Here is a 26,736-nt window from a genome sequence, read left to right on the forward strand (position 1 = left end):
CCCTGCGGCGCGCTTCCTCGCAGGGAACCACCGCTCACGAGTGTGAAAGTCACAATGGGGAAACGCTTTCCGAAATATGTCCAAAGTTCTTGAATGTGACTGTTCTCACCATTAGGCTGACTTCGTTGGTCTCCGTGAATCGTTTCATTGTCTCGTCTGGATTACCCATGTGTCCTTGAGCTTGTTATCTCTCGGTCGGCCCATGAACCACCCCGAATTTCACTGTCGAAACTGCAAGGTGTGATGCCATGACCCCCGGAAATCTGCGCCCGCATCCGGTGCGCGCTCTTATCGCAGGAACCGCTATTGTCGGTCTCTGCTCGGCGACGACGCCGGCCATAGCGGCTGAAGAGCCGTTCTCCCGGTCCTTCGACTTCGGTACCTCCAGCAGCCCTGTTGCGGACGGCTGGACCGGAGTTTCCGAAGGCACCCGCTACTCCGCTGCGGCGGGATACGGCATTGTGCCGGTCGAAGGAGTAGCCCCGATATCCCGCTACAGGACATCCGCTGCTGCTGACCCCGTAGCCAACGACTTTGTCCTCGGCACGGCGTGGGGATTTGTCGCAGACGTTCCAAACGGCAGCTACAGCGTGCGCGTGCTGTCGGGTGACGAACTCACCGGAACCAGCACTACCAAGACCAGCGTGAGCCTCGAAGGTGTTCCTGCGGGAACCATACAGTCACGCCAGGCTGTATCAGAGCAGACCTGGCAGACAACCGTCGAGGACGGCCAGTTGACCGTAGACCTCGCCGGAGAGGGAGCCGGCGCCTATGTGAACGGCATCGTCATTACGGAGGTCGAACCTTCGGCTGAACCGGAGCCCCAGCCTGAGCCGGAGGAACCGGTATCAGCTCTCGCCGCCCCCCAGTCCGTGCGCATGGCGCATGTGACTTCGGAGGCAGTGACGCTGCGCTGGAATGAAGTCAGCGGAGCAACGGGCTACGTTGTGAGCCGGTCCGACAAGGTCGACGGCACCTACACCAGGGTCGCCGAAACAGCGGAACGGGTCGTGCACGTCACCGATCCCGTGGACACCACCAAAGCGCACTATTACAAGGTGCAGGCACGCGGGGCGGACGGCCTCTCGGCGCCGTCGGCGGTTGCGGTTTCCAGCCTCAGCACCGAAGCACCGGCACTGCCCGACAACGGCGTGCTCTCACTCGATTTCGGAAACGGACAGACGGCCGCCGGTGCAGTACGCATTGACGAAACAACGACATACACGACCGGGAACCGCGTGGGCTTCGTCGACGTTGCACAGGTCACAGCCACCGACCGGGGCGGGGAGAACGCCGCGAAGTCGGATTTCGTAACCGTCGGGGACACCGAGCTCGTAGTCGACCTGCCGAACGGCAACTACACGGTGGATCTCATTGCCGGTGACACTGAGGGCGGCACCGACATCGCCGTCACGGCAGAGCAGATGGCAAAGGTGCAGCGCACCGAGAAGCTCGCCGGCGAATACCTCGAGATGGCCTTCAACATTGCCATTGTGGACGGTCAGCTGAACCTCGAATTCGCGGGCGCCGCGGCGAACCTGAACTCGCTCGTGATCACGCAGAAGACGCCCAACCAGGCAGGCTCGGAACCGACGGCATGGATTACCGGTGACTCGACCGTGCAGACCTACACCGCCGACTACGTGCCGCAGGCCGGTTGGGGGCAGATGATCGAGCGCTTCCTCTCGGATGACGTGACGATCGAGAACAAGGCCATCGGCGGACGCAGTTCCAAGAACTTCATCAGCCAGGGACGGCTGGACGAGGTGCTGCTGAACATCAAGCCGGGGGACTACCTCTTCGTCCAGTTCGGCCACAATGACAACAGCTACGGCGTCGACGACCGCTGGGCAGCGCCGGGCGACTACTACGAGTACCTGCGCACCTTCGTTGACGGCGCCACCCAGCGCGGTGCCACGCCGGTCATTGTGACGCCGGTGTCCCGCCGGTCCTACAACGAACAGACCGGTGAGGCGAACGTTTCCTTCCCGGCCTACGTCGAAGCAGCATCGAAGCTCGCTGCTGAGACCGGAACTCCGCTCGTTGACCTTTCCGCTTCCAGCCGCGCCTACCTCACGGAGATTGGGCCGGAAGCAGCAAAGTCCGTCTTCCTGCACGTACCGGCCGGCGTTTACGCGAACCGGCCGAACGGCACCGTCGACGACACCCACTTCCAGGAGTACGGAGCCATCCAGATGGCGCGGCTCGTGGCAACCGATGTCGCAAAGCTGGACATCCCGCTTGCCTCGGAGGTCCAGTCCGTCGAGCCGCCGGCCGAGGTGCCGGCCGCACCGACCGGCGTTGTTGCAGGCAGTGTTTCAAATGCTGGAGCGCAGCTGACGTGGAACGCGGTCGAGGGTGCTGACATCTACAAGGTGTTCGGCAAGGACGCCGAAGCTGGGGAGGACGCTTACGCGCTCATCACCACTTCCACGCTGCCGCTGGCTTCGGTCGGCGGCCTCGAAGAGGGCAAGTCATACGACCTCCGCGTGGTGGCTGTGAACGGGCGAGGTGACTCCGCGCCGTCGGACGCTGTCCGTATCACCACCAAGGCGCCGCTGTTCAAGTTCGACGTGCAGGTGGCGGGAAATCCGTTGATGCCGGGCTACACCGAAGTGAGCGCGGCCTCCGTCTACACACCGGAGATCGGCTGGGGCTGGCTGGCCTCCGATGGCATGGCAGGCCGTGACCGCGGTACCAATTTCGATCCTGCGCCGAACGACCTGGAGCGTGACTTCCTGCTCCCGACTCCTGACCATGTATTCGCGGTCGACGTTCCGAACGGCACCTACGCAGTCAAGACGTACAACGGCGACTGGATTGGAACCAGCCGCTCCAACGTGCAGATCGAGGGGAAGGACTTCGGTTCGTCGAACGCCGGACGAGGTTCGGTATCCGAGAAGATCAGCCAGCCTGTCCTTGTGACGGACGGACAGATCAACCTCGTGATGACGGGCAGCTCGTCGCGCCTCAACGGCATCGAGATCACCCCGCTGCTGCTTGCGCCCACCGCGCTTGCCGCTGACGACGTCACAATCCAGGGCAGCGACGTGGCTGTGTCACTGAGCTGGACCGGCAATGACGACGCGGTTGGCTACCGTGTCTACCGGCAGTCAGCCGGTGCCACGAAGGCTGAGGCTATCGGCGACGTCGACGGCACCTCCTTCGTGGATACGACGGCCGACATCGGGCTCGAGTACACCTACACCGTCGTCGCGCTCGATGCGTCAGGGGCCGAGTCTGTCCCCTCCAACGCCGTCGAACTGACCACGGTGGATCCCGACGTCGAGAAGGCGCCGGTCCCCACCGGCCTGACGTTGGGCGCGGTGAACAAGAACGACGTCACGATCAGCTGGAAGCCCTCCGAGGGCGCGCTCTTCTACCATGTCTTCCGTGCCGATCCGCTCGCGGACGGTTCGGCTGGCGAGCTGCAGCTGGTGGGACGGGCTGATGAGCCCACCTTCACCGACACCGACGTGCTCACCACTGTGGAGTATGTGTACGCGGTGGCTGCCGTGAACGCAGGCGGTGTCTCCGCGAAGTCGGAGACCGTCACTTCGCCGGCAGTCACCACGCTGGCGCGGCAGGCCGAGCGCCTCGACCGTTCGCCGGTGGCCGTTGTGTCCGACGGCGGCGTGTACGTTGGCTGGCGCATGCTTGGCCTGGATCCCGAAGAGATCGGGTTCCACGTCTACCGCAACGGTGAGCGCATCACCACGGAGCCGGTTACCTCGAGCACCAACCTGCTCGACGCCGACGGTCTGGCCGATTCCACGTACCGCATCAGCACCGTGGTGAACGGAACCGAACGATGGGCCACTGAGGAGTTCACGGTCTGGGATTCACAGACCCTGGACATTCCGCTGGACAAGCCCGCCGATGGTGTCACCAAGGACGGCCAGCCGTACAGCTACCGTGCCAACGACGCCTCCATCGGCGATCTCGACGGTGACGGGCAGTACGAGATCGTGCTCAAGTGGGATCCGACCAACTCGCAGGACAACTCGCGTGCCGGGTACACCGGAAACGTCTACGTTGACGCCTATAAGCTGGACGGGACACGCCTGTGGCGGATCGACCTGGGCAAGAACATCCGGGCCGGTGCTCACTACACGCAGTTCCAGGTGTTCGACCTGGACGGCAACGGCACAGCTGAAGTCACCATGAAGACCGCCGACGGGACCGTGGATGGAACGGGCGCTGTCATCGGCGACGCCCGCGCCGACTACCGGAACTCCGGTGGGTACGTCCTGACCGGTCCGGAGTTCGTCACGGTGTTCAACGGCGCGACGGGTGCGGCGGTCGACACGACCGACTACATCCCCGCACGTGGCGACGTCGGTTCGTGGGGCGACACCTACGGCAACCGGGTTGACCGGTTCCTGGCCGGTGTGGCCTACCTCGACGGCGAGAAGCCGAGCGTCGTGTTCAGCCGCGGCTACTACACCCGCACGGTGATCGCCGCGTACGACTTCGACGGCACCTCGCTGACACCGCGGTGGACCTTCGACTCGAACGAAGCCGGGGACGAGTACCGCGGACAGGGCAACCACCAGTTCTCGGTTGCCGACGTCGATGGTGATCAGAAGGACGAAATCATCTTCGGGTCAATGACCATCGACGATGACGGAACGCCGCTCTACAACACCGGCCTCGGCCACGGCGACTCCCTGCACGTCTCGAACTTCGATCCGACACGAGAGGGTCTCGAGGTGTTCGCGTCCCACGAGGACATGGGCGCGTCGGGCAACAAGGGCGCGACGTTCCGCGACGCTGCGACCGGCGAGCTGATCTGGTCCATCCCGGCAACCAAGGACACGGGCCGAGCTGTCATGGGCGATATCGACCCGCGGCATCCAGGAGCCGAGGGCTGGGCCGTCGGCGGCGACGCTGCATGGAACTCGCCGGTGGGTCAGCTGCGGGCGAGCAACGGTGAGTTGATCGCTGAGCAGATCCCGGCGGCGAACTTCCTGACCTGGTGGGACGGCGACCTGCTTCGTGAGATCACGGACCACGACTGGAACAACGAAACACGGACCGGCGTACCGACGATCTCGAAGTGGAACTACGAAATCAGTACCGAGGAGGAGATCTACCGGGCCGAGGGAACGTTGACGAACAACGACACCAAGGGCACGCCGGCACTGCAGGCGGACCTGTTCGGGGACTGGCGCGAGGAGATCGTTACCCGCACCGACGATTCGACCGCCCTGCGCATCGCCACCACGGTGAACGTCACGGACCACAGGCTGCGTACCCTGCAGTCCGACCCGGTCTACCGCCTTGGCGTTGCCTGGCAGAACACCTCCTACAACCAGCCTCCGCACACCTCGTACTTCCTCGGGGAAGGCATGGAGCAGCCGAAGGCGCCGAGCATCGCCTACACCGGTGAGGAGCCGGCAGCGGGTGAGCTCGTCAAGCCGTCGGAGAGTCCGGAGGCACCGGTGAAGGATGACCTGACGGACGAGAACCAGCTGGATCTCGGCCTGGCGAAGCATAAGTTCCCGCGTGGAGCTTCGGAGGTTGTCCTCTCCAACCTGCCTGCGGGTGAATGGGTGCACGTCTACCTCGGCGAAGCAGCCCTCGGCTGGCACCTGGTGAACGACGACGGCGCCGTCACGGTTACGACGCCGGAAGACACCCGCCCGGGAGACAACCGCGTCGTGATCCACACCGCCGGTTCCGAGCTGCTGGGCTGGGATCGACTGAAGGTGGTGGGCCCGGGCCGCTAACCCCCTCGTTCAGTTGGCAGGACACGCCCCGAACGCCCAGTCATAAGGGGCGTGTCCTGCCAACTCGCGGAGGACAACGTCAAGAATGAGCGAGGGCCCGGACGGTTGTGTACCGTCCGGGTCCTCGCTCGTTCTGTAAGGCGGCGTGCTTACTGCGGCGGTCGCGTCATGGAGAGCACGTCGAGTGCTTGGTCCAGCTGCGCTTCCGTCAGCTCGCCGCGCTCCACGTACCCGAGTGCGACGACGGCCTCCCGGACGGTGAGTCCCTCGGCCACGGCCTTCTTGGCAATCTTCGCTGCGTTCTCGTAGCCGATGTACTTGTTCAGCGGCGTCACGATCGACGGCGATGCCTCGGCGAGGAAGCGCGCACGCTCCTCGTTGGCGGTGAGACCGTCGATCATCTTGTCCGCCATGACCCGGCTGGTGTTGGAGAGCAGGCGGATGGACTCGAGCAGGTTGGCAGCCATGACCGGGATGCCGACATTGAGCTCGAAAGCGCCGTTGGTCGAAGAGAGCGCGATCGTTGTGTCATTGCCGATGACCTGGGCGGCAACCATGATCGCTGCCTCGCAGATCACGGGGTTGACCTTGCCCGGCATGATCGAGGATCCCGGCTGCAGGTCCGGGATGGCGATCTCACCGAGACCGGTGTTCGGGCCTGACCCCATCCAGCGCAGGTCGTTGTTGATCTTCATGAACGAGTACGCGATGTTCCGCAGCTGCCCGGATGCCTCGATGAGTCCGTCGCGGTTGGCCTGCGCCTCGAAGTGGTTGCGCGCCTCGGTGAGCGGCAGGCCGGTGTCCTCGGCGAGCAGTTCGATGACCCGCGCCGAGAAGCCGGCGGGAGTGTTGATGCCTGTTCCGACGGCGGTGCCGCCCAGGGGAACCTCGGCGACGCGGGGGAGAGAGGCATTGATGCGCTCGACGCCGTAGCGTACCTGCGCCGCGTAACCGCCGAACTCCTGTCCCAGGGTGACGGGGGTGGCGTCCATGAGGTGCGTACGGCCGGACTTCACCACGCCCTTGAATTCCTCGGCCTTGCGCTCCAGCGACTCCGCCAGGTACTCCAGCGCGGGGATCAGGTCGTTGATCAGGGCGGACGTCGCGGCGACGTGGACCGAGGTCGGGAAGACGTCATTCGAGGACTGCGAGGCGTTGACGTGGTCGTTGGGGTGGACCACCTTCTCACTGCCGCCGTCCTTCAGGGCTCGGGTGGCGAGTTCGGCGAGAACCTCGTTGGTGTTCATATTCGAGGACGTTCCCGACCCGGTCTGGAACACATCGATGGGGAAGTCGCCGTCGTACTTCCCGGTGGCAACCTCGTCCGCAGCGGACTCGATGGCGCGTGCGAGCTCTTCGTCGAGCACACCCAGTTCGGCGTTGGCCGTGGCGGCCGCCTTCTTGATCCGTGCCAGGGCTTCGATGTGCGTCCGCTCCAACGTTTTGCCGGAGATCGGGAAGTTCTCCACGGCGCGCTGCGTCTGCGCGCGGTAGAGGGCGTTTGCGGGAACCCGAACCTCGCCCATGGTGTCGTGTTCTATGCGGTAGTCGACGTTCTCCTGGGAATCAATTGTCATGCGCCAATTCTGACCTGTGGCGCAGAGCGCCACAAATCACAGCGCCACAAATTAGAGAGTGCCGAGTTCCGACACGAGGTCGGCCTTGCCTTCATCCAGCCGGTAGGTCACACCGACGACGGCGGTGGATCCTTTTTCGACAGCGCCCGCGATGACGCGGGACGAATCGACCAGCCGCTGCGTCGTCTGCCGGATGTGTTCCTCGACGGCGTCGTTGATGTCGGTGGAGCCGTTGCGGCGCGAGGTGAGCACTGACGAAGTGATGCGTTCGACGAGGTCGCGTATGAATCCCGTCGGCATGGTGCCGGAGTCAATCGCATTCGCGGTTGCCGTGACAGCGCCGCAGGAGTCATGTCCGAGGACGACGATCAACGGCACATTGAGGACGCCCACGCTGTACTCGAGCGAGCCGAGGACGGCGTCGTCGATGACCTGGCCGGCCGTACGCACCACAAAAATGTCGCCGAGACCGACGTCGAAGATGATCTCGGCGGCAAGGCGGGAGTCCGAGCAGCCGAAGATAACGGCGAACGGATCCTGCGTGTTCACCAGCGATGCGCGCCGGGAGGCGTCCTGGTTTGGATGTGATGACGAGGAGGAAATGAACCGCGCATTTCCGTCACACAGTTTCTGCCAGGCTTCAGCGGGAGTCAGTTGTTTTGTCACGTGTGTCACTTTACTGTGCGCCGGCGCCGGCTGGCCCGCTTGGTGACTCTACGTTGAGGAGTGCTACTTCACTTCGTCGAGTACAGCGCTTCCGAGGACGTCGAACTGGGCGAGGTCGGCTGTCCCGTTGAGGATGAGCGTGAAGCCATCCTGCTCGGTTGTAAGGAAAGCATCGCCGGAGGTGCTGTCGAGCAGTTCCCAGGTGACGCCGTCGATCACTCGCTGTCCGGATGGTTGCGCGCCGTCAAGGCGCTGCGAGAGCCAGGTGGGGTTCGAATCATCGGTCTGTGTCACCTGGATGAACTCGCGATCAGGCGTGAGATAGCCCACTTCCCAGAAGGCCACGCCGTCGGAAGCGGAAGCGGAACCGGTCCAGCGGGCGTAGTTGGAAGTCCAGCCTTCCGGCAGGTCAGCCGCCACGGGCACGTAGCCGGCGGCATCTTCGGCCTGCGAGGCGACGGTGGCGACGTCGACGTCGCGCGTATAGGTGTCAGCCGTGTGGGTCGGATTCAGCAGGACCACGAAGAGAACCAGTCCCAGGGTGACGGCGGTGGCAATGAACATGCCGATCGATGAGGCATTGGCGCGCTTTGCCTGCTTGGGCGTGAGCACCGGGGTTGCCGGTGCGTCCTGCTGGTTCTCCTGGGTGCTGCTCACGCTCCCATTGTCCCTTACGCCGGTCGCGTCACGGAAATGGCCGGACAGCCGCCCCGCACTATGATTGCCATAGAAGGAACCGCTAATTCAACGATGAGGTAAACGTGTCCAACACCGCAAAAGCAGCGCAGTATTCCACCCTCTCACCGGCACTCGCTGTTGGAGATGACGAACCGGACCGCAACCTCGCGCTGGAGTTGGTGCGCGTCACCGAAGCCGCTGCCATCGCCGGCGGGCACTGGGTCGGTTTCGGCGATAAGAACAAGGCCGATGGTGCCGCCGTTGACGCCATGCGTTCCCTTCTCTCGACCGTGCACTTCAACGGCGTCGTTGTCATCGGAGAGGGCGAGAAGGATGAAGCGCCCATGCTCTACAACGGCGAGCACGTGGGTGACGGCAGCGGCCCCGAGTGCGACGTCGCGGTTGACCCGATCGACGGCACCCGCCTGACCGCGCTGGGCATCAACAACGCGCTTGCGGTCCTGGCTGTGGCTGAGCGTGGCACCATGTTCGATCCCTCTGCCGTCTTCTACATGGAGAAGCTGGTTACCGGCCCGGAAGCCGCGGACATGGTCGACCTCCGCCTCCCCGTGAAGCAGAACCTGCACCTGATTGCCAAGGCCAAGGGCAAGAAGGTCAACCAGATCAACGTCATGATCCTCGACCGCGACCGGCACCGCCCGCTGGTCCAGGAGATTCGCGACGCCGGCGCCCGCACCCGGTTCCTCATGGACGGTGACGTCGCCGGGGCCATCGCGGCCGCCCGCGAAGGCACCGACATCGACGCGCTCATGGGTATCGGCGGCACTCCCGAAGGCATTGTTGCCGCGTGCGCCATCAAGTCGCTCGGCGGCGTAATCCAGGGCCGGCTGTGGCCCACCAGCGACGACGAGAAGCAGAAAGCACTCGACGCCGGCCACGATCTTGAGCGCGTGCTATCCACCAATGACCTCGTGACCAGCGACAACTGCTACTTCGCCGCCACCGGCATCACCGACGGCGACCTGCTGCGAGGCGTCCGCTACCACGGCGGCAAGGTGCTCACCCAGTCGATCGTGATGCGCTCGAAGTCGGGCACCATCCGCGTGGTCGACGGCGAGCACCAGGCCCACAAGTGGGAGAGCTACGCTCGCCTCAGCTAGATTCATAGCGCCCCGATAGCACTTCGGCCAGGCGATAGCGGTTGACCCCTATCGCCTGGCCGAACTGCTATCCGGTGGGGGGTGCGCACGGCATCCCAGTACGACGACGTCGCCCGGCTTATCCACAGATCCCGCCCCTGCCGTGGCGCGCCGATGCCCCGGACGGCAGGGTGAATACCTGTGAACCTCCCGGCAATCCTGAGCGCAGCGCGGACCGTCCCCTCGATGACGAATGGCCCCGCAGGCTTGCTCGAGGCGCCCAGCGGGGGAGCCTGGTCCGGATCCGGCGGGGCTGCTACGTCGACGCCGGCGAGTGGAAGGCACTCGATGCGGACCAGCAGTACCGGGTGACCCTTCGTGCGGTGCTCCGTACGGCGAACACCGCGCCGCTCTTTGCCGAGGAATCCGCGGCTTTCCTGTGGGGACTGCCCCTGATTGGTAGCTTCGTTGTAACCGGGAAGATCCAGACGGCGATTGATCTCGCCCTGCGCTACGACTTCCCGTGGGCGGTAACGGTGATGGACCGGTTGCTCAACCCGGCGCCGCTCATTTCCGAGCGCCGTGCCGCCCCGCTCACCAAAGCCGAGGTCGCCACATATATCGAGGCGCTCGCTGCGCTCGGCGCGGGCCCCTCGGCCAGTAGCGCCTATCGGCCCCCAGCGCTCGCTGCGCTCGCACCGGGGCCCTGCCGATAGGCTTAGCACCATGAACCTCGTCATCGCTCCGTGCTGGAACGCGCCCGAATGGGATTCCGTAGTCAACCGTCTGAACGGCCATCCGCAGCAGCTTTGGGGTTGGGGGAAGACGAAGGCCGACCACGGCTGGCGGACTGAACGGCTTCTCCTGACCCGGGACGGCGAGACCATTGCCTGTGCACAGATCCTCATCCGCCGGCTGCCAATGCCGTTCCGTGCCCTGGTCTACGTTCCGCGCGGGCCGGTGTGCCGCGCCGAGGATGCCCGGGAGGTACTTGAGGAACTCGCCCGGTACGCCCGTGACGCCTACGCAGGCACCGTGCTCAGCATCGAACCTGACTGGGACTCGGAGTCAGACTTCGCCGGCGCGGTCCGTGAAGCAGGGTTCCGCCCCACCCAGAACACCATCCTGATCCCGCGTACCCTCATCCTTGACCTGATGCGCACCGAGGATGAGCTGCTGGCGGACATGTCAAAGAAGCACCGCCAGTACATCCGCAAGTCCGGACGGGAAGAGCTTGAGTTCCGCGAGGTGACCAGGGACGAACTGGCGGACTGCCTCTCGGTCTATAGGGAAACGGCCCAGCGCGCCGGGTTCGGAATCCACGAGGACAGGTACTACGTCGACATCTACAACAACCTCGGCGCTGCCTCCCCCGTCTACGCGGCATTCCAGGGCAAAACGGTGGTGGCGTTCCTCTGGCTGTCGGCCAGTGACTCCACCGCGTTCGAGCTCTACGGCGGAATGACCGAGGAGGGCGAGCGGCTGCGCGCCAACTACGCCCTGAAGTGGCTGGCAATCCGCTCGATGAAGGAACGCGGAGTCCAGCGGTATGACTTCAACGGACTCCTGAACGACGGCGTCTCGAAGTTCAAGATGGGCTGGGCGAATCACGAGGACCTGCTGACGGGCACCTGGGACAAGCCGCTGTCGCCGCTCTACCCCGCCTACGCCACAGCGATGCCGCTGGCCCGGCGCGGACTGTCCGGGGCGCGCGTCGCCGTGGACGCCGTCCGAACCAAGGTAGTGCCGGCTCTCCGTGCTAAGGCTGCGTCTCTTCGTGCCGGCCGCGCACGGGCCCTAACCCGCCAGGATTAGCGTCTCCGGCGGCACCCACGGTCGCCGCGAAGGCGACGGCGGTGCCGCCGTCGTCGTCTGAGGTGTCGGTGGTGTCCGACGCGAGCCGCGCCATGACGGGCGATTCGTTCGCCGGAATGAAGGCGCTTTGCCCGCGGTGGAGGATGAGGTCGCCCTTGGGGGAGTCGAGCACGATCGTTCCTGACACGACGAGGATCACCGTCGGTCCGTTCTGGGCGAGCGGAATGTCAGCTGAGGCGGCGTCGTCACCGAAGGACACGGGCAGCTCGAGCCGTTGCAGCTGGAACTCGTCGAATGGCGGGCAGTAGAGTTCCTGGCCCAGCGGCGTGGACTCCGGGTCGAGCAGCGGAAGGGCCAGAGGCGCGAAGTCGACTGTTTTCAGGAGCTCGCCGGTGTCTACGTGCTTCGTGGTCAGCCCGCCGCGCAGCACGTTGTCCGAGGACGCCATGACCTCGATGCCGAGACCCTCGAGGTAGGCATGAACGTTGCCTGCCGGCAGGTACAGCGCCTGGCCCGGCCGCAGGGTCACCCGGTTGAGGAGGAGCGCGACCAGCACGCCGGGATCGCCCTCGTGGTGTCCGTTGAGCTGCAGCACCGTTGCGGCCGATGCTCTCAGGAGGTTGTCCTCTGAGGCGGTCAGGCTGTCGTTTTCCAGGACCTCGATAAGGGCTTCGACGGCTGCCCGCGTCTCGGCGCCACCGGTCAGGAGCCGGGTGAAGGCTTCGCGCAGCGCTGCGGTCTCATCGGGGATGCCGAGGTCGGCGATGACGGACTGCAGAATGGCCGGCGCCCACCCCCTCTGCTTCTCGACCAGCCCTGCGAGTGCGGTGAAGACCTGTGCGGCTTCGGTAGGCGCACGGAAACCACACAGCGCGTCGAAGTCGGTGAGGGCGAAGATCAGTTCGGGTTTGGAGAACGCGTCGCGGTAGTTCCGGTTCGGAGCGTCCTGGGGGACCCCGGCGGCATTCTCACGGTCGAACCCTGCGCGCGCCTGCTCCGGGCTGGGGTGAACCTGCAGGGAGAGCGGCGCGGCGGCCGCAAGGACCTTCATGAGAAACGGCAGGCGGTCGCCGAACGCCTCGCGGGTGAGAGCGCCGAGCGCGCGGTCAGGATCCGAGTCGATCAGCGCGTCCAACGGTGTCCCCGAGTCCCCGTGGCCCTGCACTGTCGAGGGGGAGTCAGGATGTGCGCCGATCCACAGTTCGGCCTCCGGACCGCCGGACGGAGTGCGGCCCAGCAGCTCCGCGATGGCCGTGGTGGATCCCCACTGGTAGGGGCGCAAGGGATTGTCCAGCTGGTACATCGCGAGTGTCCGTTCGTTAGGCGGGGGTGCATTCCCCGTTGTCGGCCAACAGTGCTTCGAGCGTGGTCCAGTCCTGGTTGACCGCGAGCTGGTGAAGGTACTCTTCGGTGATTTCTCCTGTGCCGGTCTGCGCCGGCAGGGCGCCGATCAGCCCGGCACGATCCACCTTCAGTACGCCGGCGGGCGCGGCCTGGGCATCGCCGGAGGCGGCGGCAAGTGTCTCCTGCACCCTCTGGTGAACCAGCGGGATGTCGGGGAAGGTCGAGAACAGGTCGCCGGGCTCGCCGAAGTCCGGCGCTCCAATGGTGAGGCGGGCGACGTCGTGATCTTTCGCCTTCATGGCAAGGTCCACGAAGCTGCCGAGCTGGTCCCGGGGGATGTCGGTCTCGACAATCTCTGTCCCCGCAGCGGCTATCTCCTGGAAGCGGGTCAGAACGGTTGCGGGGTCGAGCTGGGCAATCATCGCCGCCTGCACGCACTGCTGGCGCTGGATGCGCGCGTAGTCCGTGGCGTACTCCCGGGAACGGGCGTACCAGAGCGCGTGATACCCATCGAGCCTCTGCACGCCGGGTGCAATCCATTCCGACGGCGGGTAGAACCGCTTCGGATCCGTGCCCGGGATCTCGATGGAGGTGATGGGAACCCACCCGCCGGCGTCAATCGTGATGCCTCCCATGGCATCGATCAACTGTTCGAAGCCTTCCATGTCCACCAGGACGTAGGCCTGGACCTCAATGCCGAGGATGCCGCTGGCGGCGTCCATCATGGCTTCGGCTCCGGGGTCTTGGGACTCCGGATACAGGTCGGCATGGGACTCGGTGACTTCGGTGTAGAGGCTGTTGATGATGCAGGCGTCACCGCAGTTGTAACCGTCGGGCCAGACCTGCCGGAGCGGTGAGTCCTCGGAGAACGGCGCGTTCTGGAAGTCCCGGGGGATGCTGAAGGTGACGGTGGCGCCGCTGTCGGCGTCCACGCTGATAACCGAGATGCTGTCAGGACGGCGGCCTGACCTGTCCTCACCGGCATCGCCGCCCATGAGAAGGAAGTTGTAGCGCCCGTCGACCGGGTCGAAAGCGGGGCCGGTCTGGAAGATGTTGCCGAAGGTGTTGCGGCTGACGTTGAGCAGGTAGGCGGCGTAGCCGAGGCTGCCGCTGGTCAGGAGCATCAGCAGTGCCAGCGAGGCGGCGACAACGGGACGCATTCCGCGGTCCAGCAAGGGCGGGCGGATGACCCGGAGGGTGTTGAGGAAGAGCAGCGCCCAGCCGATTGCAAGTGCCACGAGCACCGCGATCAGCACGAGGGAGAACACCTCGTTGGCGAGCAGATTCACCAGCAGTTGCCGGTTCACTACTGCAATGACGACGGCGGCAATCACCAGGAACCAGACGGTGAACGTGACGCGAAGCGCACGGCGGCCGAGCTTGCGGTCCCCGGCGACGATCTGTGCGGCTCCCGGGATCAGCAGGGTGAGCAGGAGGAGCAGGAAGGCGCGCCTGGTACGCACGCCGGACGGCGCCGACTCCGGGTATCGCACCGGATCGGTGAGCATGGTCCGTTGAGAGGGCCTGCCGGGGTGAACCGCCCGGCTCATGCGCCGCCTTCATGGAGGGAATCGCGGGTCCCGGCCCGCGCCCGGAGCTTCGCGCCCTTGTCGAGCGCTGTCTGCCGCAGGCCCTGCGCGAACTCGGTGAGCTTGTCGGAGAGCTCCTGAGCGTGCTGCCCGTCACCGGAGGCGAGGATGCGAACGGCCAGGAGTCCTGCGTTGCGTGCGCCGCCGACCGACACTGTGGCTACCGGGATGCCGGCGGGCATCTGGACGATGGAGAGCAGGGAATCCATGCCGTCGAGGTGTTTGAGCGGCACAGGAACGCCGATGACGGGCAGCGACGTAAGCGATGCCAGCATCCCGGGCAGGTGGGCGGCCCCGCCTGCGCCGGCGATGATCACCCTCAGGCCGCGGCCGGCAGCCTCGCGTCCGTACGCCACCATGTCTTCGGGCATGCGGTGTGCGGAGACGACGTCGGCCTCGTACGGAATGCCGAACTCTTCGAGGGCGAGAGCGGCAGCTTCCATGACCGGCCAGTCGGAGTCGGAGCCCATGACCAGGCCGACGAGGGCACCGGCGGGTGAGTTATTCACTATGTTTCCTTCCGGGGATCGCGACCGTCCCGCAGGATAGCCGCAGCGCGCTCGGCGCGCTCCCTGACCTGTGCCGTTGTGTCACCTGGCAGGGCAATAGCGTTGACATGGCCGATCTTCCGGCCCGGCCGCACGCTCTTGCCGTAGGTGTGGATCTTCGCGGCGGGCTCTGCCTCCAACGCCGCCGGATAGGCACTATACAGCTCGGGGTTCTCTCCACCGAGGATGTTCTTCATGACCACCACGCCTGAGGCGAGGGACGTGTCTCCAAGGGGAAGGCCCAGAACGGCGCGCAGGTGTTGCTCGAACTGCCCCGTCACGGCGCCGTCCATGGTCCAGTGGCCGGAGTTGTGGGGCCGCATTGCCAGTTCGTTGATGAGGAATCCCGCATCGCTGTCCGCGACTTCAAACATCTCGACCGCCATGACGCCGGTGACGCCAAGCTCCTCGGCGATACGCAGCGCGGCTTCGGCCGCGGCTCGGGCCAGGCCTGCGGACAGGTCCTGCGCCGGCGCGATCACTTCGTCGCAGACACCGTTGACCTGGATCGAATGGACCACAGGCCAGGCCCGTGCCTCGCCACGGGGGGAGCGGGCAACGAGTGCCGACAGCTCGCGTGTGAAGGGCACCTTTTCTTCGGCGAGCAGCGCGGAGCCGGTGAACCAGTCTGCGGCCTCCTCGGCGTCGTCGGGTGAATCGATGATCCGCACGCCCTTGCCGTCATAGCCTCCGCGAGGCGTTTTCAGGACTACTGGCCAGCCGATTTCTTCGCCGAAGGCCCGCAGGTCCTCTACAGACGAGACTGCGCTCCAGCGGGGATTCGGCAGCCCGAGCCGATCCACGGCCGCCCGCATCACCAGCTTGTCCTGTGCATGGCGCAGCGCGTCCGGGTGGGGCTGAACGTTCACTCCGGCATCCACAAGAGAGCGGAGGTGCTGTTCGGGTACGTGTTCGTGATCAAAGGTGAGAACATCCACACCCTTCGCGAAGGCCGTCAGATCCTCCAGGCTGGTGTAGTCACCCACCGTGGAAGTCGCGACCGCGGCCACCGCCGAGACATCGGGGCCCTCCGCCAGTACGCGCAGTTCAAGGCCAAGTTCGACAGCTGGAGGTGCCATCATGCGGGCGAGTTGGCCACCGCCCACCACACCAATTACGGGAAAAGTCACCCCTTCAGGGTACCTATTGCCGATGGGGTCCCTTGGACGTGACCCGTTCGCAACGGCGGCTTCCTAGGAAGAACCCAGTGTCGCTCGGTAAAATGGACCCTCGGCTGTCGTGCTGAAATTGCGGTGCTGATGTTTCAGGTTGTCTGCCCTGCAGGCGTAGTGTTCGTCGGAATGTCTTTATGCTGGCCGGTGGGGTTCTGCGCCTGCAGTACCTGCTGAACAGCTTCGCTCCGGCGATGTCCTGCTACGGCGAATAGTCCTAGAGACCGGAGGGTCATGATCACCACGCTTGTCGACCGGTCGCGGGCTCTCGCCTCTCTCTTCTGGAGGGAGCTGGCGAAGTTCGGTGCCGTGGGCGGTGTGGCGTTTGTCATCGACAAGGGCCTGTTCTGGTTGCTCATCCACGGTGCAATGGCGAACAGCGAGGTGAAAGCGCAGGTGGTGTCGGCTGCCATTGCCACGGTCTTCTCCTGGATTGCCAACCGTTACTGGACTTTCCGCCACCGCCGTCAGGCCAACGTCCTCCGCGAGCTGGTGATGTTCCTGCTGATCAACGCGATCGGTCTGGGAATCGCGGCCGGCTTTGTGTGGCTGGCCAAGTACCCGCTCGACATCTCGGACCGTACGGGGCTGTTCGTTGCAGGAGTGATGGGCACGGTGCTGGCAACGGCCGTGCGGTTCATCGCCTACCGGTTCTGGGTCTTCAATGAGGAACTCGACGCAGAGCCCGCGTTCGCTCACGACCATGAACTGATCCACCCGCACGCACACAGCTCCGCGGGCGCCGCTCCGTCCAAGCAGGCCGCGCCCGGTTCGTTGGGCACGGACCAGGCTCCGTCAGCTAAGCAGCCAACCGACCAGTAACGCGCTCACCCTCCAGCAACCGGTCGGTTACTTCAACGCTGGGGTGGACGAGCACCACGGTTCCGCCGTTGGCCCAGATACGGACTGCAGCGGTGAGTACGGTCAGGAGCGGCAACGACGCCGGGACCAGCCAGATGCCGGGTGCGTGTTCGCCTTCTTCACCCAGCAGGCTCGTGAAGGTGTAGCTTGCGCCGTCCGCCTGAAGGAGCTCAGCTCCCTCAGCCGCCTGCTCGTCCAGGTAGACGTCACCGAACGAGCGAACCGTTGCCGCATAGTCGACGGCGTCGCCGGGGAGAGCGCCGGACCAGCGCATGTCGAGCGCGCCGGGCGCTACCAGCACCAGCACCTCACCATCCCGCTCCGGGTGCGTGCCGTCGTCGGCAGCTTCCATGGCGAGCCGCAGGTCCGCGGGCGCTTCGCCGTCGAGCAGGGTCACGGCGCCGACCTGCCAGCACGCCAGCGCCCAGACAAGCGTCTTCCAGTGCGGTGGCATATCGACGGCGACGGCGGTGCCGGCCGTGGCGTCGAGCTCCTCCACGAGCATGTTCGACGTCTTGGCGACCCAGTTTTCGAGCACCCGACCGGAGAGTTCAACGCGTTCATGGTCGGGTCCGTACCAGATGAGGCGCGGCGCGCCGGTGGCTGATCGGAATGAGTCGAGTAATCCTGCAACGGATGGGGATGCGGCCACCGGGTGCCTGCCTTTCGGGTGGTAAGCGTGCTGACCTGCGGATTCAGTTGCACAATTGTGAGGCGCGGTGCGCGTGGCGTGCCACGATCCGAGAAACTCACTCTATAAGATTCCCCCGCCGCTTGACTCGATGCGACTTACACGCGTGTAATTAGGTCATCGGATTTGCTTCGGCGGACGGGATTTCGGGGTTTTCAGCGACTTGCTGGGAGCACGTCTCCCACACTAGTTTCTGGCCGAAGCTGCAACACCGGGAGGCTGGTATGGGGCAAGCAGAGCACATTCAGGACCGCAGGTCCATCGCGGCCCAGGCGTCTGCGCGCTACGGATCGCGCGGGGTTCCGCAGGACTGGTTCGTTGATCCGGCAGACCCGGACGCTGCAGAGAGGTACAGGCAGCAGACGCAGCCGTTGGAAGATGAGGCAACAGCCTTCCTTGCAGCGCATGAGGCACTGAGCGAGGGTGCCGGCGTCGAGAATTTTCTTGACGTCGACCCCAAGTCGGCTCCCCGCCGGCAGGCAACTCCGGAGCGCGTCGAGCAGGCAGTATGGATCGGTCTTCCAGGCATCGGCTCCGACTTCGACGACGAAGGCGAACTGGGCTGGCAGGCGGACGCACTCTGCGCACAGACTGACCCGGAGGCTTTCTTCCCTGAGAAGGGCGGTTCCACGCGGGACGCGAAGAAGGTCTGCGGCGCCTGCAACGTCAAGGCACAGTGCCTTGAGTACGCGCTGGAGAATGATGAGCGCTTCGGTATCTGGGGAGGTCTCTCCGAGCGTGAGCGTCGCCGGCTACGGAAGCGAGCGGTCTGATTCACCACCAACAACGGGTCACAGCTGTTGTAGTAGCCCACAACGGCGCCGAGTATCTCCGTGACACGCTCGAGGCACTCGGTCAGCAGACCCGACCCCCGGATTTCCATGTAGGAGTCGACGCCGGTTCAACTGATGAATCGGCGTCACTGCTGCAACTGCAACTTCCGGTGGGTTCGCCCGTAGTGGGCGCAGCCGGCCGCGGCGGATTCGGTGCCGCCGTCCGAACCGGTCTCGCGGAGATTCCGGCCAGCCGCCGGGCAGACCCTGCCAGCGCTGTCCACGACTGGCTCTGGCTCCTGCATGACGATTCCGCTCCGGAGCCTGCTGCCCTGCAGGAGCTCCTTCATGCAGTCGAGCTCGCCCCGTCGGTGACGGTGGCCGGCGCCAAGCAGGTGGAGTGGGATCACCGTCGGAAACTGGTCGATGTCGGGCTGTCCATCAGCCGCTGGGCCGAGCGGCTCACGCTGATCGACGTGGACGAACTGGATCAGGGCCAGTATGACGTCCGAAGCGACATGTTCGCGGTCAACTCGGCCGGCATCCTGATCCGTCGCGATATCTGGGACAAGCTGGGCGGTTTCGACCCGGCACTGCCCGGAACGGGTGACGACGTCGACTTCTGCTGGCGCAACCGCCTCGCCGGCCACCGCGTGGTTGTGGTGCCCCGCGCAGTCATGCGGCACGCGGGCTCACGCGACAATCACGCTGCCACCCTGGGGGCTGCCCGGCGCGCCGAAGTGTATCTGCGCCTGAAGCACTCACCGCTCTGGACGGTGCCCTTCCTCGCAGCGGGAGCCGTTCTTGGTGGTCTCGCCCGGTTTGTCCTCGGCCTGCTCGCCAAGGATCCCGGGTACGGTGTCGCGCAGCTCACCGCCAGCATCGCTGCAGTACTGAAGCCCTTCGACCTGTACCGGTCGCGGCGTTCCGCCGCACGGACCCGGCGCCTGCCGCGCTCGGTGGTGAACGCCCTGCGCACCGAGCGCCGCGAGGTCTGGTCACACCGGAAATCAGTCGTGGAGGCGTTCTCCGCCCGCGGGCTCGAGGACGAGTCCTTTGCGCAGAGCACTGCCGCCGACGTTCCCTCCGGAGATGCCAACGATGACTTCGCGGCGCTCGAAGGGCCATCCCGGATCTGGTTGGGTTGGGGCGCCATAGCGGCGGCCCTTCTCCTGCTCGGCGTCTCGCTGGTCGCGCTGCACCGGTTTGTCGGTGCCTCTGCTCTTGCCGGCGGCTCCCTTCTGCCCCTGTCGACCGACCTGGCAGAGATCTGGTCCAACGCCTCACGCTGGTGGATCGACCTCGGCGCTGGTTTCGCCGGCCACGGGGATCCCTTCAGTTACGTGCTGTGGTTGCTGTCCGTACTGGGCCTCGGAAACGGCAACGCGGCCGTCGTCGTACTGATGCTGTGTGCTGCCCCGCTCGCAGGACTCAGCGCGTGGTTCGGATCCGGCGCGTTTGTCCGCAGCCGATCCCTCCGGCTGTGGGCCGCATTCTTCTGGGGATCCCTGCCAGTTCTGCAGGTCGCTACCGGCAGCGGCAGGCTCGGCGCGCTCCTGGTGCACATCCTCCTGCCGTTCGTGGCACTGGCTCTCATTCGCGCGGTCGGACAGGCCCCGGGTCGCCCGGGAGCGCAAAGCAATGATCCCGCGGACTCCTCCACCCGCCAGCGTTCGCTTCAGCTGATGTTGAAGCCGGGCATCAACGGTGTTCCGAGCTGGACCGCAGCCGCCGCAGCAGGGCTGCTGCTCGCCGTCGTCGTTTCTTCCGCACCGTCACTGCTGCTGTTCTTCGTGCTTGCGGTAGTAATGATCACCCTCGTGGCCCGACGCCGCGCCAAGACCGTCTGGTGGTCACTGCTCCCTCCGCTGGCACTGTTCATACCGTTCGCGGCGTCCACTGTTGAGCGTCCGCACGGGGTCTTCGGAGATCCGGGCCTTCCGCTGCCCTTCGACGCCGCGCCGCTGTGGCAGCAATTGCTGGGCTACCCGGTCTCCTTCCCATCCTTCGGCCGGCTTGCCGCGCTCCCGCAGCTGTCTGAGGGCCCCTGGCCGCTGGTTGTTTCGCTGATTGTCGGGCTGCCGGTGCTCCTTCTTGCCGCAACGGCGCTGTTCCTGCCCGGCAAGGGCCGGGCAGCTGCGCGGGTGCTGTGGGTGCTGGCGTTGCTGGCGCTTCTCGGCAGCCTGGGCAGTTCGCTGGTGGTGACTGCGGTTGGTTCCTCGACGCTGATTACGCCGTTCACCGGTCCCTGGGTCTCGGTTCTCTCCCTGGCCCTTCTGGCGGCTGCCCTGCTCGGCGGCGAGTGGCTGTTGCAGTTGCTTCATTCCGGTCGGTTGCGCGCGGCCGGACCGGTCCGCGGCGCCACGGTTTGGTTGACGGCTGCGGCATTGGTGTTAGCCCTCGGGCCGGCGACAAGCCTCACCGTCTGGTTGGTTCCGCAGCTGCGCATCCCGGATGCGGCGGTCGAGGCAACGGGTTTCGGTACGGAATCGGTACTGGCCCCGAGCACCGCCCGAACCCTTCCGGCGACCGCCGCTGACCGCGGTACCGACGGTCAGCGCAGCACCACCCTGGTCATGAATATCGACGGTGACAGTAACGTCAGCGCGTCCCTCATGCGGGGCAGCGGCACCACCCTCGATTCGCTGTCGCAGATCCACGCCGCCCGTCAGCTCCACGGCTCCCTGCTGGATGCCCAGCTGCGGGAGGACGACGACGCGATGGCCGACGTCCGCCGGACGGTCGCCACCCTGGTGGCCGGGACCGGTGTGGATCCACGCGAGGAACTGGAGCGGCTGGGTGTCAGTTTCGTCGTGCTGCAGCAGTCCGATTCTGCGGCCGAGGTGCTCGCCAGCCAGATCGATTCCGTACCCGGCCTCGTCTCCGTGGGCAGCACGGAAGCCGGCTGGCTGTGGCGGGTCGAGATGGCGGCATCCGGCGCGTCCGCGGCCGAAGCGCAGGTTGGCCGCCTCCGCATTGTCGATGAGTCCGGTGCGACGCTGAGCGTGCTCGACTCGGATGCGACAACGGCTGCAACGCGCATTCCCGCCGGCCCCGAGGGCCGGACCCTGGTGCTTACTGAGCGCTCCGCACCCGGCTGGGAAGCGACGCTCAACGGCCAGCGGCTCGAACCCTCATCCTCCGGCTGGAACCAGGCCTACGCGCTGCCCGCAACCGGGGGCGCTCTCGAGGTCCACTACGTGACGGCGTGGGAGCCTTGGGCCGGGATTGCCCAGGCCATCGTGTTCGCCCTGACGCTCCTGCTGGCCGTCCCAATCCCGGCACGGCCGCGCTTTGTGCACGTCCCGCAAGGGCGAAGCCGAACCGCTGCGGGGCCCGCTTCGACCGGCCGCACCGCATTCGAAGCACCCCCGACGGCTGCCGTATCGGCCAGCGCCGATGCGGAGTCCAATGATGAAAAAGACCCGGCTCATGAACCGGCGCTGAGCAGCGGAAGGGCCGGTACCTGAGGGTGGGCGCGACGAAGAAGGAGTCAGCCGTGCCCGCCGGGCGGAAGGGTGCCTGGGTGCGCGGCGCTGCGGGCATTGCGACCGGCGTCGTACTGGTATCAGCAACAGGCGCGCTGGCAGGGGCGAGCATTATGCAGAATTTCGACGGCGCGGCCGAGGCTTTCCCGGTACCGGCCGCGGTGGTCCCGGCCGGGGAATACACGGCAGTTTGTCCCGAGCCCCTGCGCCTGCTTGAGGGCGCCGTGGACGGTGGGGACCCGGAGTTCAGCCCGGTGTCCGCGACGGCTCGTACGCAGGTCAGCGCCATGACGCTCAGCGACCTGAGCGGTACTGTTCCCGGTTCCGCGATCACGCCGCTTGCGGGAGGCGATCCGCTTGCGGTCATCGCCGATCAGGTACCGGAGTCCCAGCAGGAAGACCTGCAGGTCAGCAATGAGGACGGGCTCACCAACCGGCTCACCGGCGTCGCGTCCGGGCAGGCGGTCGAAGGCGTGTCGGTTCTGCGGGCGCAGGCCCTCGGCGAACAGAGGGCAACCGCCGGTGCCGGTTTCACCTACACCGCAACGGACGGTGATCTTGCGGGCCTGGCGGTAGCGCACTGCCAGGTTCCGTCCAATGACTTCTGGTTGGTGGGTGCGGTCACCACTGTCGGTGCAACGGCGGTGCTGAACCTGCATAACCCGGCGGAGTCACCGGCGACTGTCGACCTGGATCTCCTCGGGTCGAAGGGTGTGATCGACGCTCCGGGTGGCCGGGGGATCCTTATTGCTCCGGGGGAGTCGGAGTCGATTGTGGTTGCGGGGCTCGCAGCGAACGAGGAGAACGTTGCCATCCGGGTTCGCAGCGACGGCGGGAGGATCAGCGGATTCATCCAGCAGAGCGTGTTGCGTGGGCTGACTCCGGGGGGAGTCGATCTCATTCAGGCCTCCGCCCCGAGCGCCTCGACGCAGGTGGTCCCGGGCATCCAGATCCGAACGCCGGACGTGGCGGACGCGATCGTGGCGCAGGAAGGCTATGCCGGTGCCGCGCCGTCGCTGCACGTTGCGGTGCCGGGCGGGACAGACGCAGTCCTGGACGTCCGCGTATTCGGTTCGAACGGAGAGGTGGAGCTGCCCGATGGGGGAGTCATCACTGCCACCGCGGGTTCGGTGACCGCGATTCCGCTGGAATTCCTGCCCGAGGGAAACTACTCGGCCGTCATCAGTTCAGACGTCCTCATTTCCGCGTCGGCTCGGATTTCCAGCGGTACGGCGCCCAAGAAGCCGCTGGATCTTGCCCACGTGCCGTCAGCTGCGCGCCTCGGGAGCCAGCACGTTTCGGTCCTGCCAACCGGAGCGGATGCGGCCTTCGTCTTCAGCGCACCCGCGGGTCGGGCGGAGGTCCGCCTCACGCCGGTCACCGCCGAGGGCGCGCTGGGCGAGGAGCAAATGTTCGACGTCGCAGGCGGCACCACAGTCACGGTGCCTGCCGCCGACCTCGGCAAAGGGACGGTAGCGGCCCTGATCGGCGTCTCGGGGGATCCGGCATATGGCGCGCAGGTGGCAACGCTCGACGGCGATACCCCCGGAATTTCCGTAGCTCCCATCCCGGAGGGCAGCGCGGGCCAGCAGAGTGTTCCGGTGGATATCGGTTTCTAGCCGGTTACCTCAGGCCCGTGAGCGGCCGTAGGCGGGGTCCACAGCTTCGGGCGCCATGCCCAGGAGCTCTGCCATCTGCTCGACCACGACGTCGTGAACCAGTTCGTTGGTGGGAACGTAGCCCTTCGCGGTCATCTCAATGGGGTGCCGGTACACGGTGATGGTTGCCGGACGCTTCTCCGCGGCGGGCGTGGACGAACCGAGCAGCCCGCGCACGGCTTCGGGCGCCATCTGCTCCAGCCCGTCGGGGATCTCCTGCACGATGATCTGGACGTCCTGGATCTTGTCGCCCCAGAGCCTTTCCAGACGCTGGGCGGATTCCATGACCCAGTCCTCGAAACGTTCGGACCGGGTGCGGGCACCGGGCAGATGCGACGGGATGAGTTCACCGCGCAGCCCTCTTCCATGGCGGTCACGCCGCCGGCTGGCGTATCGGGACTGCTGGCCGATTGGCCCATCCGGTACAGCCAGGCGAATGGAAAAAGAGCTATCCCGCATGGGGAAACTCTAGTCCGAACCCGTTCCCGCTGCATCACCTTCGGGTTGCGCTTCGCTTACGGTGTGGTGCCTTCCCCGGGTTTTCAGCCACCAAAGCAGAGTCGGCCGGGGCGTCGTCCACGCGTCGGTGAGTTCACACGGTAGGCTCATCAGTCGTGGGATCGATCCGGCAATGTTCGCGTTCAGCGTGCCAGCGTGCTGCTGTGGCAACGCTGACTTACGTGTATTCCGATTCCACCGCGGTGCTCGGCCCACTGGCCACCTACGCGGAGCCTCACTCCTATGATCTGTGTGCGCCGCACGCCGAAAAGCTCACGGTCCCTCGAGGCTGGGAAGTGGTACGCCTGGCGCTCCCGACGGGCCCACCGGAACCCAATCCGGATGACCTGCTGGCCCTCGCCAATGCGGTCAGGGAAGCAGCAGTCGACCGCAGCGCCCCGGAGCCGCCGGCTCCGCACGGGTCGAAGACTCCTCTGACGCCGCCGCCCGGTGAATCCGGTGCACGTCGCGGTCACCTGCGGGCCCTGCGGGACCGATAGGCTCCGCGCCGCCGTCACCGCTTTATCCACATCGATTCCCGGAGCGGATGCCGTGCGCGATACTCTTGAGTTACCGCACCACGTGTCCCAGCTGTTTGGGCGGGCACGCACGCTGCATCCGGAATCCTCGAAAGGCTGCATCACGTTGCCCAATATCGCTCCTGATCTGTTGGCCCTCCTTCGATGCCCTGTAACGGGATCCGCACTCGTGCAGGAGGGCGAAGTCCTTCGCTCATCCGCTCCGGATTCCGCCGGCAATTTCGTTGAATACCCGATCGACGAGTCAATCCCCGTGCTGCTCCGTCCCGAACTCAGAGCAGCGGAGGAGACTCCTGCTGCTACTCCGACGCCCGCTTCCACCGCAGAGGAAACCCCTTCATCATGACTTTCGACTTCAAGGTAGCCGACCTCTCCCTGGCCGAAGCAGGTCGCCACCAGATCCGGCTTGCCGAGCATGAGATGCCCGGGCTCATGTCCCTGCGGCGCGAGTTCGGTGAGAGCCAGCCGCTCAAGGGCGCCCGTATTGCCGGGTCCCTCCACATGACGGTGCAGACCGCGGTCCTCATCGAAACCCTGACGGCTCTTGGCGCCGAGGTGCGTTGGGCCTCCTGCAACATCTTCTCCACGCAGGATGAAGCAGCGGCGGCCATCGTCGTCGGGAGCGGAACTGTTGAAGAACCGGCCGGTGTTCCGGTCTTCGCCTGGAAGAACGAATCCCTGGAGGAGTACTGGTGGGCCACCACGCAGATCCTGCAGTGGCCGGATGGCGAGCCCAACATGATTCTCGACGACGGCGGCGACGCCACGCTGCTGGTGCACAAGGGCGCGGAGTTCGAAGCCGCGGGAGCTGTGCCCGCGGCGCCGGCGGAAGACGACGTCGACTACTCCCATGAATACACCGTCATCCTTGACGTGCTGCGTGCCTCGCTCGCCGAGGACCCCCAGCGCTGGACCCGCATTGCTGCGTCGATCCAGGGTGTTACCGAGGAAACCACCACGGGTGTCCACCGGCTGTACCAGCTGGCCGAGCAGGGCAAGCTCCTGTTCCCGGCCATCAACGTCAACGACTCGGTGACGAAGTCCAAGTTCGACAACAAGTACGGAATCCGCCACTCGCTGCCGGACGGCCTGAACCGCGCAACCGATGTCCTCATCGGCGGGAAAGTCGCCGTCGTCTGTGGCTATGGCGACGTCGGCAAGGGCGCGGCCGAGGCGCTTCGCGGCCAGGGTGCACGCGTGATCGTGACCGAGATCGACCCGATCTGTGCACTGCAGGCCGTCATGGACGGCTACCAGGTGGCGAAGCTCGAGTCGGTGCTCGCTCAGGGTGACATCTTCATCACCACCACCGGCAACAAGGACGTCATCATGGCCCACCACATGGAGGGCATGAAGCACCAGGCGATCGTTGGGAACATCGGTCACTTCGACAACGAGATCGACATCGCCGGGCTCGCACGGATCTCCGGTGTAAAGAAGGTCGAGATCAAGCCGCAGGTCCACGAATGGGTCTTCGACTCGGGAACCGACAAGCAGCGCAGCATCATCATGCTCTCGGAGGGCCGCCTGCTGAACCTTGGCAATGCCACCGGGCATCCGTCGTTCGTCATGAGCAACTCCTTCGCGAACCAGACCATCGCCCAGATCGAGTTGTTCACCAAGCATGGACAGACGCGCGAGGACGGCTCGCCGGAGTATGACAAGCAGGTCTACGTGCTGCCGAAGATCCTCGACGAGAAGGTCGCGCGGCTGCACCTCGGCGCGTTGGGTGTCGAGCTCACGGAACTCTCGAAGAGCCAGGCCGAGTACCTGGACATTGATGTGGCCGGGCCGTACAAGCCGGATCACTATCGCTACTAGGCACAACCGTCCGGCTGCTGCCGGTCGATTCGGGGTTGGGATCCTTCCGGGGTCCCAACCCTTACCTATAGCCACGAATCGTGGTCGAAAAATCGTGACCGGGACCCTCGTGTGTCCAATAGCGGGCTGCTCCGCGCGCGAGCGTAAAATTTCAACTGGACAGCAACTTAGTAGGCAGGGTATTGA

Annotated in this window: 20 protein-coding genes; 11 read left to right on the forward strand and 9 right to left on the reverse strand. The window is 65.5% G+C overall.

What is annotated here, in order from left to right:
• Positions 1-248 precede the first annotated feature (248 nt).
• Positions 249-5,732 (forward strand): rhamnogalacturonan lyase family protein, encoded by a 5,484-nt coding sequence (locus AC5RTB_RS02370; RefSeq protein WP_494059462.1) that lies wholly within the window; start codon positions 249-251, stop codon positions 5,730-5,732.
• A gap of 149 nt (positions 5,733-5,881) precedes the next feature.
• On the opposite strand, the gene AC5RTB_RS02375 is transcribed toward AC5RTB_RS02370, so the two are convergent.
• From AC5RTB_RS02375 to AC5RTB_RS02385, 3 genes are all read right to left on the reverse strand, one after another.
• Complete coding sequence (locus AC5RTB_RS02375) at positions 5,882-7,309, reverse strand: class II fumarate hydratase (RefSeq protein ID WP_494059463.1); 1,428 nt, start codon at positions 7,307-7,309, stop codon at positions 5,882-5,884.
• Positions 7,310-7,360: 51 nt separating this feature from the next.
• Positions 7,361-7,975: a carbonic anhydrase gene (locus AC5RTB_RS02380; protein ID WP_494059464.1), complete on the reverse strand. Its 615-nt coding sequence runs from the start codon at positions 7,973-7,975 to the stop codon at positions 7,361-7,363.
• 63 nt (positions 7,976-8,038) lie between these two features.
• Positions 8,039-8,632: a DUF4245 domain-containing protein gene (locus AC5RTB_RS02385; protein ID WP_494059465.1), complete on the reverse strand. Its 594-nt coding sequence runs from the start codon at positions 8,630-8,632 to the stop codon at positions 8,039-8,041.
• A 104-nt stretch (positions 8,633-8,736) separates the two neighbouring features.
• Between AC5RTB_RS02385 and glpX the strand changes: the two genes are divergently transcribed.
• From glpX to AC5RTB_RS02400, 3 genes are all read left to right on the forward strand, one after another.
• Entirely contained in the window at positions 8,737-9,774 is a 1,038-nt protein-coding gene (gene glpX, locus AC5RTB_RS02390; RefSeq protein WP_494059466.1) for a class II fructose-bisphosphatase, read from the forward strand.
• Positions 9,775-9,944: 170 nt separating this feature from the next.
• Entirely contained in the window at positions 9,945-10,469 is a 525-nt protein-coding gene (locus AC5RTB_RS02395) for a hypothetical protein (RefSeq protein WP_494059467.1), read from the forward strand.
• A gap of 10 nt (positions 10,470-10,479) precedes the next feature.
• Positions 10,480-11,568 (forward strand): lipid II:glycine glycyltransferase FemX, encoded by a 1,089-nt coding sequence (locus tag AC5RTB_RS02400; protein WP_494059468.1) that lies wholly within the window; start codon positions 10,480-10,482, stop codon positions 11,566-11,568.
• Here the strand turns inward: AC5RTB_RS02400 and manA are convergent.
• Genes manA through AC5RTB_RS02420 form a run of 4 tightly spaced genes read right to left on the reverse strand, consistent with a single transcriptional unit; the run spans position 11,513 to position 16,179 of the window.
• Positions 11,513-12,871 (reverse strand): mannose-6-phosphate isomerase, class I, encoded by a 1,359-nt coding sequence (gene manA, locus AC5RTB_RS02405; RefSeq protein WP_494059469.1) that lies wholly within the window; start codon positions 12,869-12,871, stop codon positions 11,513-11,515. The genes AC5RTB_RS02400 and manA overlap by 56 nt on opposite strands.
• 16 nt (positions 12,872-12,887) lie before the next feature.
• Entirely contained in the window at positions 12,888-14,462 is a 1,575-nt protein-coding gene (locus AC5RTB_RS02410; protein ID WP_494059470.1) for an LCP family protein, read from the reverse strand.
• Positions 14,459-14,971 carry a 5-(carboxyamino)imidazole ribonucleotide mutase gene (gene purE / locus AC5RTB_RS02415; RefSeq protein ID WP_494059756.1) on the reverse strand — a complete coding sequence of 171 codons (513 nt, stop codon included), beginning with the start codon at positions 14,969-14,971 and terminating at the stop codon, positions 14,459-14,461. Before purE ends, AC5RTB_RS02410 begins: the two co-directional genes overlap by 4 nt.
• A 38-nt stretch (positions 14,972-15,009) precedes the next feature.
• Positions 15,010-16,179, reverse strand: coding sequence for a 5-(carboxyamino)imidazole ribonucleotide synthase (locus tag AC5RTB_RS02420; RefSeq protein WP_494059471.1), 1,170 nt, complete (start codon positions 16,177-16,179; stop codon positions 15,010-15,012).
• Positions 16,180-16,455: 276 nt separating this feature from the next.
• On the opposite strand from AC5RTB_RS02420, the gene AC5RTB_RS02425 reads away from it, so the two are divergent.
• Complete coding sequence (locus AC5RTB_RS02425; protein WP_494059472.1) at positions 16,456-17,043, forward strand: GtrA family protein; 588 nt, start codon at positions 16,456-16,458, stop codon at positions 17,041-17,043.
• On the opposite strand, the gene AC5RTB_RS02430 is transcribed toward AC5RTB_RS02425, so the two are convergent.
• Complete coding sequence (locus AC5RTB_RS02430; protein ID WP_494059473.1) at positions 17,021-17,734, reverse strand: TIGR03089 family protein; 714 nt, start codon at positions 17,732-17,734, stop codon at positions 17,021-17,023. The two genes, AC5RTB_RS02425 and AC5RTB_RS02430, sit on opposite strands and share 23 nt — an antisense overlap.
• 263 nt (positions 17,735-17,997) lie before the next feature.
• Between AC5RTB_RS02430 and AC5RTB_RS02435 the strand changes: the two genes are divergently transcribed.
• Genes AC5RTB_RS02435 through AC5RTB_RS02445 form a run of 3 tightly spaced genes read left to right on the forward strand, consistent with a single transcriptional unit; the run spans position 17,998 to position 23,653 of the window.
• Positions 17,998-18,546, forward strand: coding sequence for a WhiB family transcriptional regulator (locus AC5RTB_RS02435; protein WP_494059474.1), 549 nt, complete (start codon positions 17,998-18,000; stop codon positions 18,544-18,546).
• The gene (locus tag AC5RTB_RS02440) at positions 18,546-22,016 is read left to right on the forward strand and encodes a glycosyltransferase family 2 protein (RefSeq protein WP_494059757.1); all 3,471 of its coding nucleotides are present in this window, start codon (positions 18,546-18,548) and stop codon (positions 22,014-22,016) included. Before AC5RTB_RS02435 ends, AC5RTB_RS02440 begins: the two co-directional genes overlap by 1 nt.
• A gap of 29 nt (positions 22,017-22,045) precedes the next feature.
• On the forward strand, positions 22,046-23,653 hold the full coding sequence (locus AC5RTB_RS02445) for a DUF5719 family protein (RefSeq protein WP_494059475.1): 1,608 nt from the start codon (positions 22,046-22,048) through the stop codon (positions 23,651-23,653).
• A 9-nt stretch (positions 23,654-23,662) separates the two neighbouring features.
• Here AC5RTB_RS02445 and AC5RTB_RS02450 read toward each other — a convergent pair whose 3' ends face one another.
• Positions 23,663-24,151 (reverse strand): metallopeptidase family protein, encoded by a 489-nt coding sequence (locus AC5RTB_RS02450; RefSeq protein ID WP_494059476.1) that lies wholly within the window; start codon positions 24,149-24,151, stop codon positions 23,663-23,665.
• Between the two features lie 155 nt (positions 24,152-24,306).
• Here AC5RTB_RS02450 and AC5RTB_RS02455 point away from each other — a divergent pair, with 155 nt between their 5' ends.
• From AC5RTB_RS02455 to ahcY, 3 genes are read left to right on the forward strand one after another with little or no spacing between them, the layout of a single operon-like run.
• On the forward strand, positions 24,307-24,690 hold the full coding sequence (locus AC5RTB_RS02455; RefSeq protein ID WP_494059477.1) for a DUF3499 domain-containing protein: 384 nt from the start codon (positions 24,307-24,309) through the stop codon (positions 24,688-24,690).
• A 52-nt stretch (positions 24,691-24,742) separates the two neighbouring features.
• Positions 24,743-25,075 (forward strand): Trm112 family protein, encoded by a 333-nt coding sequence (locus tag AC5RTB_RS02460; protein ID WP_494059478.1) that lies wholly within the window; start codon positions 24,743-24,745, stop codon positions 25,073-25,075.
• Positions 25,072-26,550 (forward strand): adenosylhomocysteinase, encoded by a 1,479-nt coding sequence (ahcY, locus tag AC5RTB_RS02465; RefSeq protein WP_494059479.1) that lies wholly within the window; start codon positions 25,072-25,074, stop codon positions 26,548-26,550. Before AC5RTB_RS02460 ends, ahcY begins: the two co-directional genes overlap by 4 nt.
• The last annotated feature ends 186 nt before the right edge of the window (positions 26,551-26,736 follow it).

The organism is Arthrobacter sp. M71 S08, from assembly GCF_059089725.1.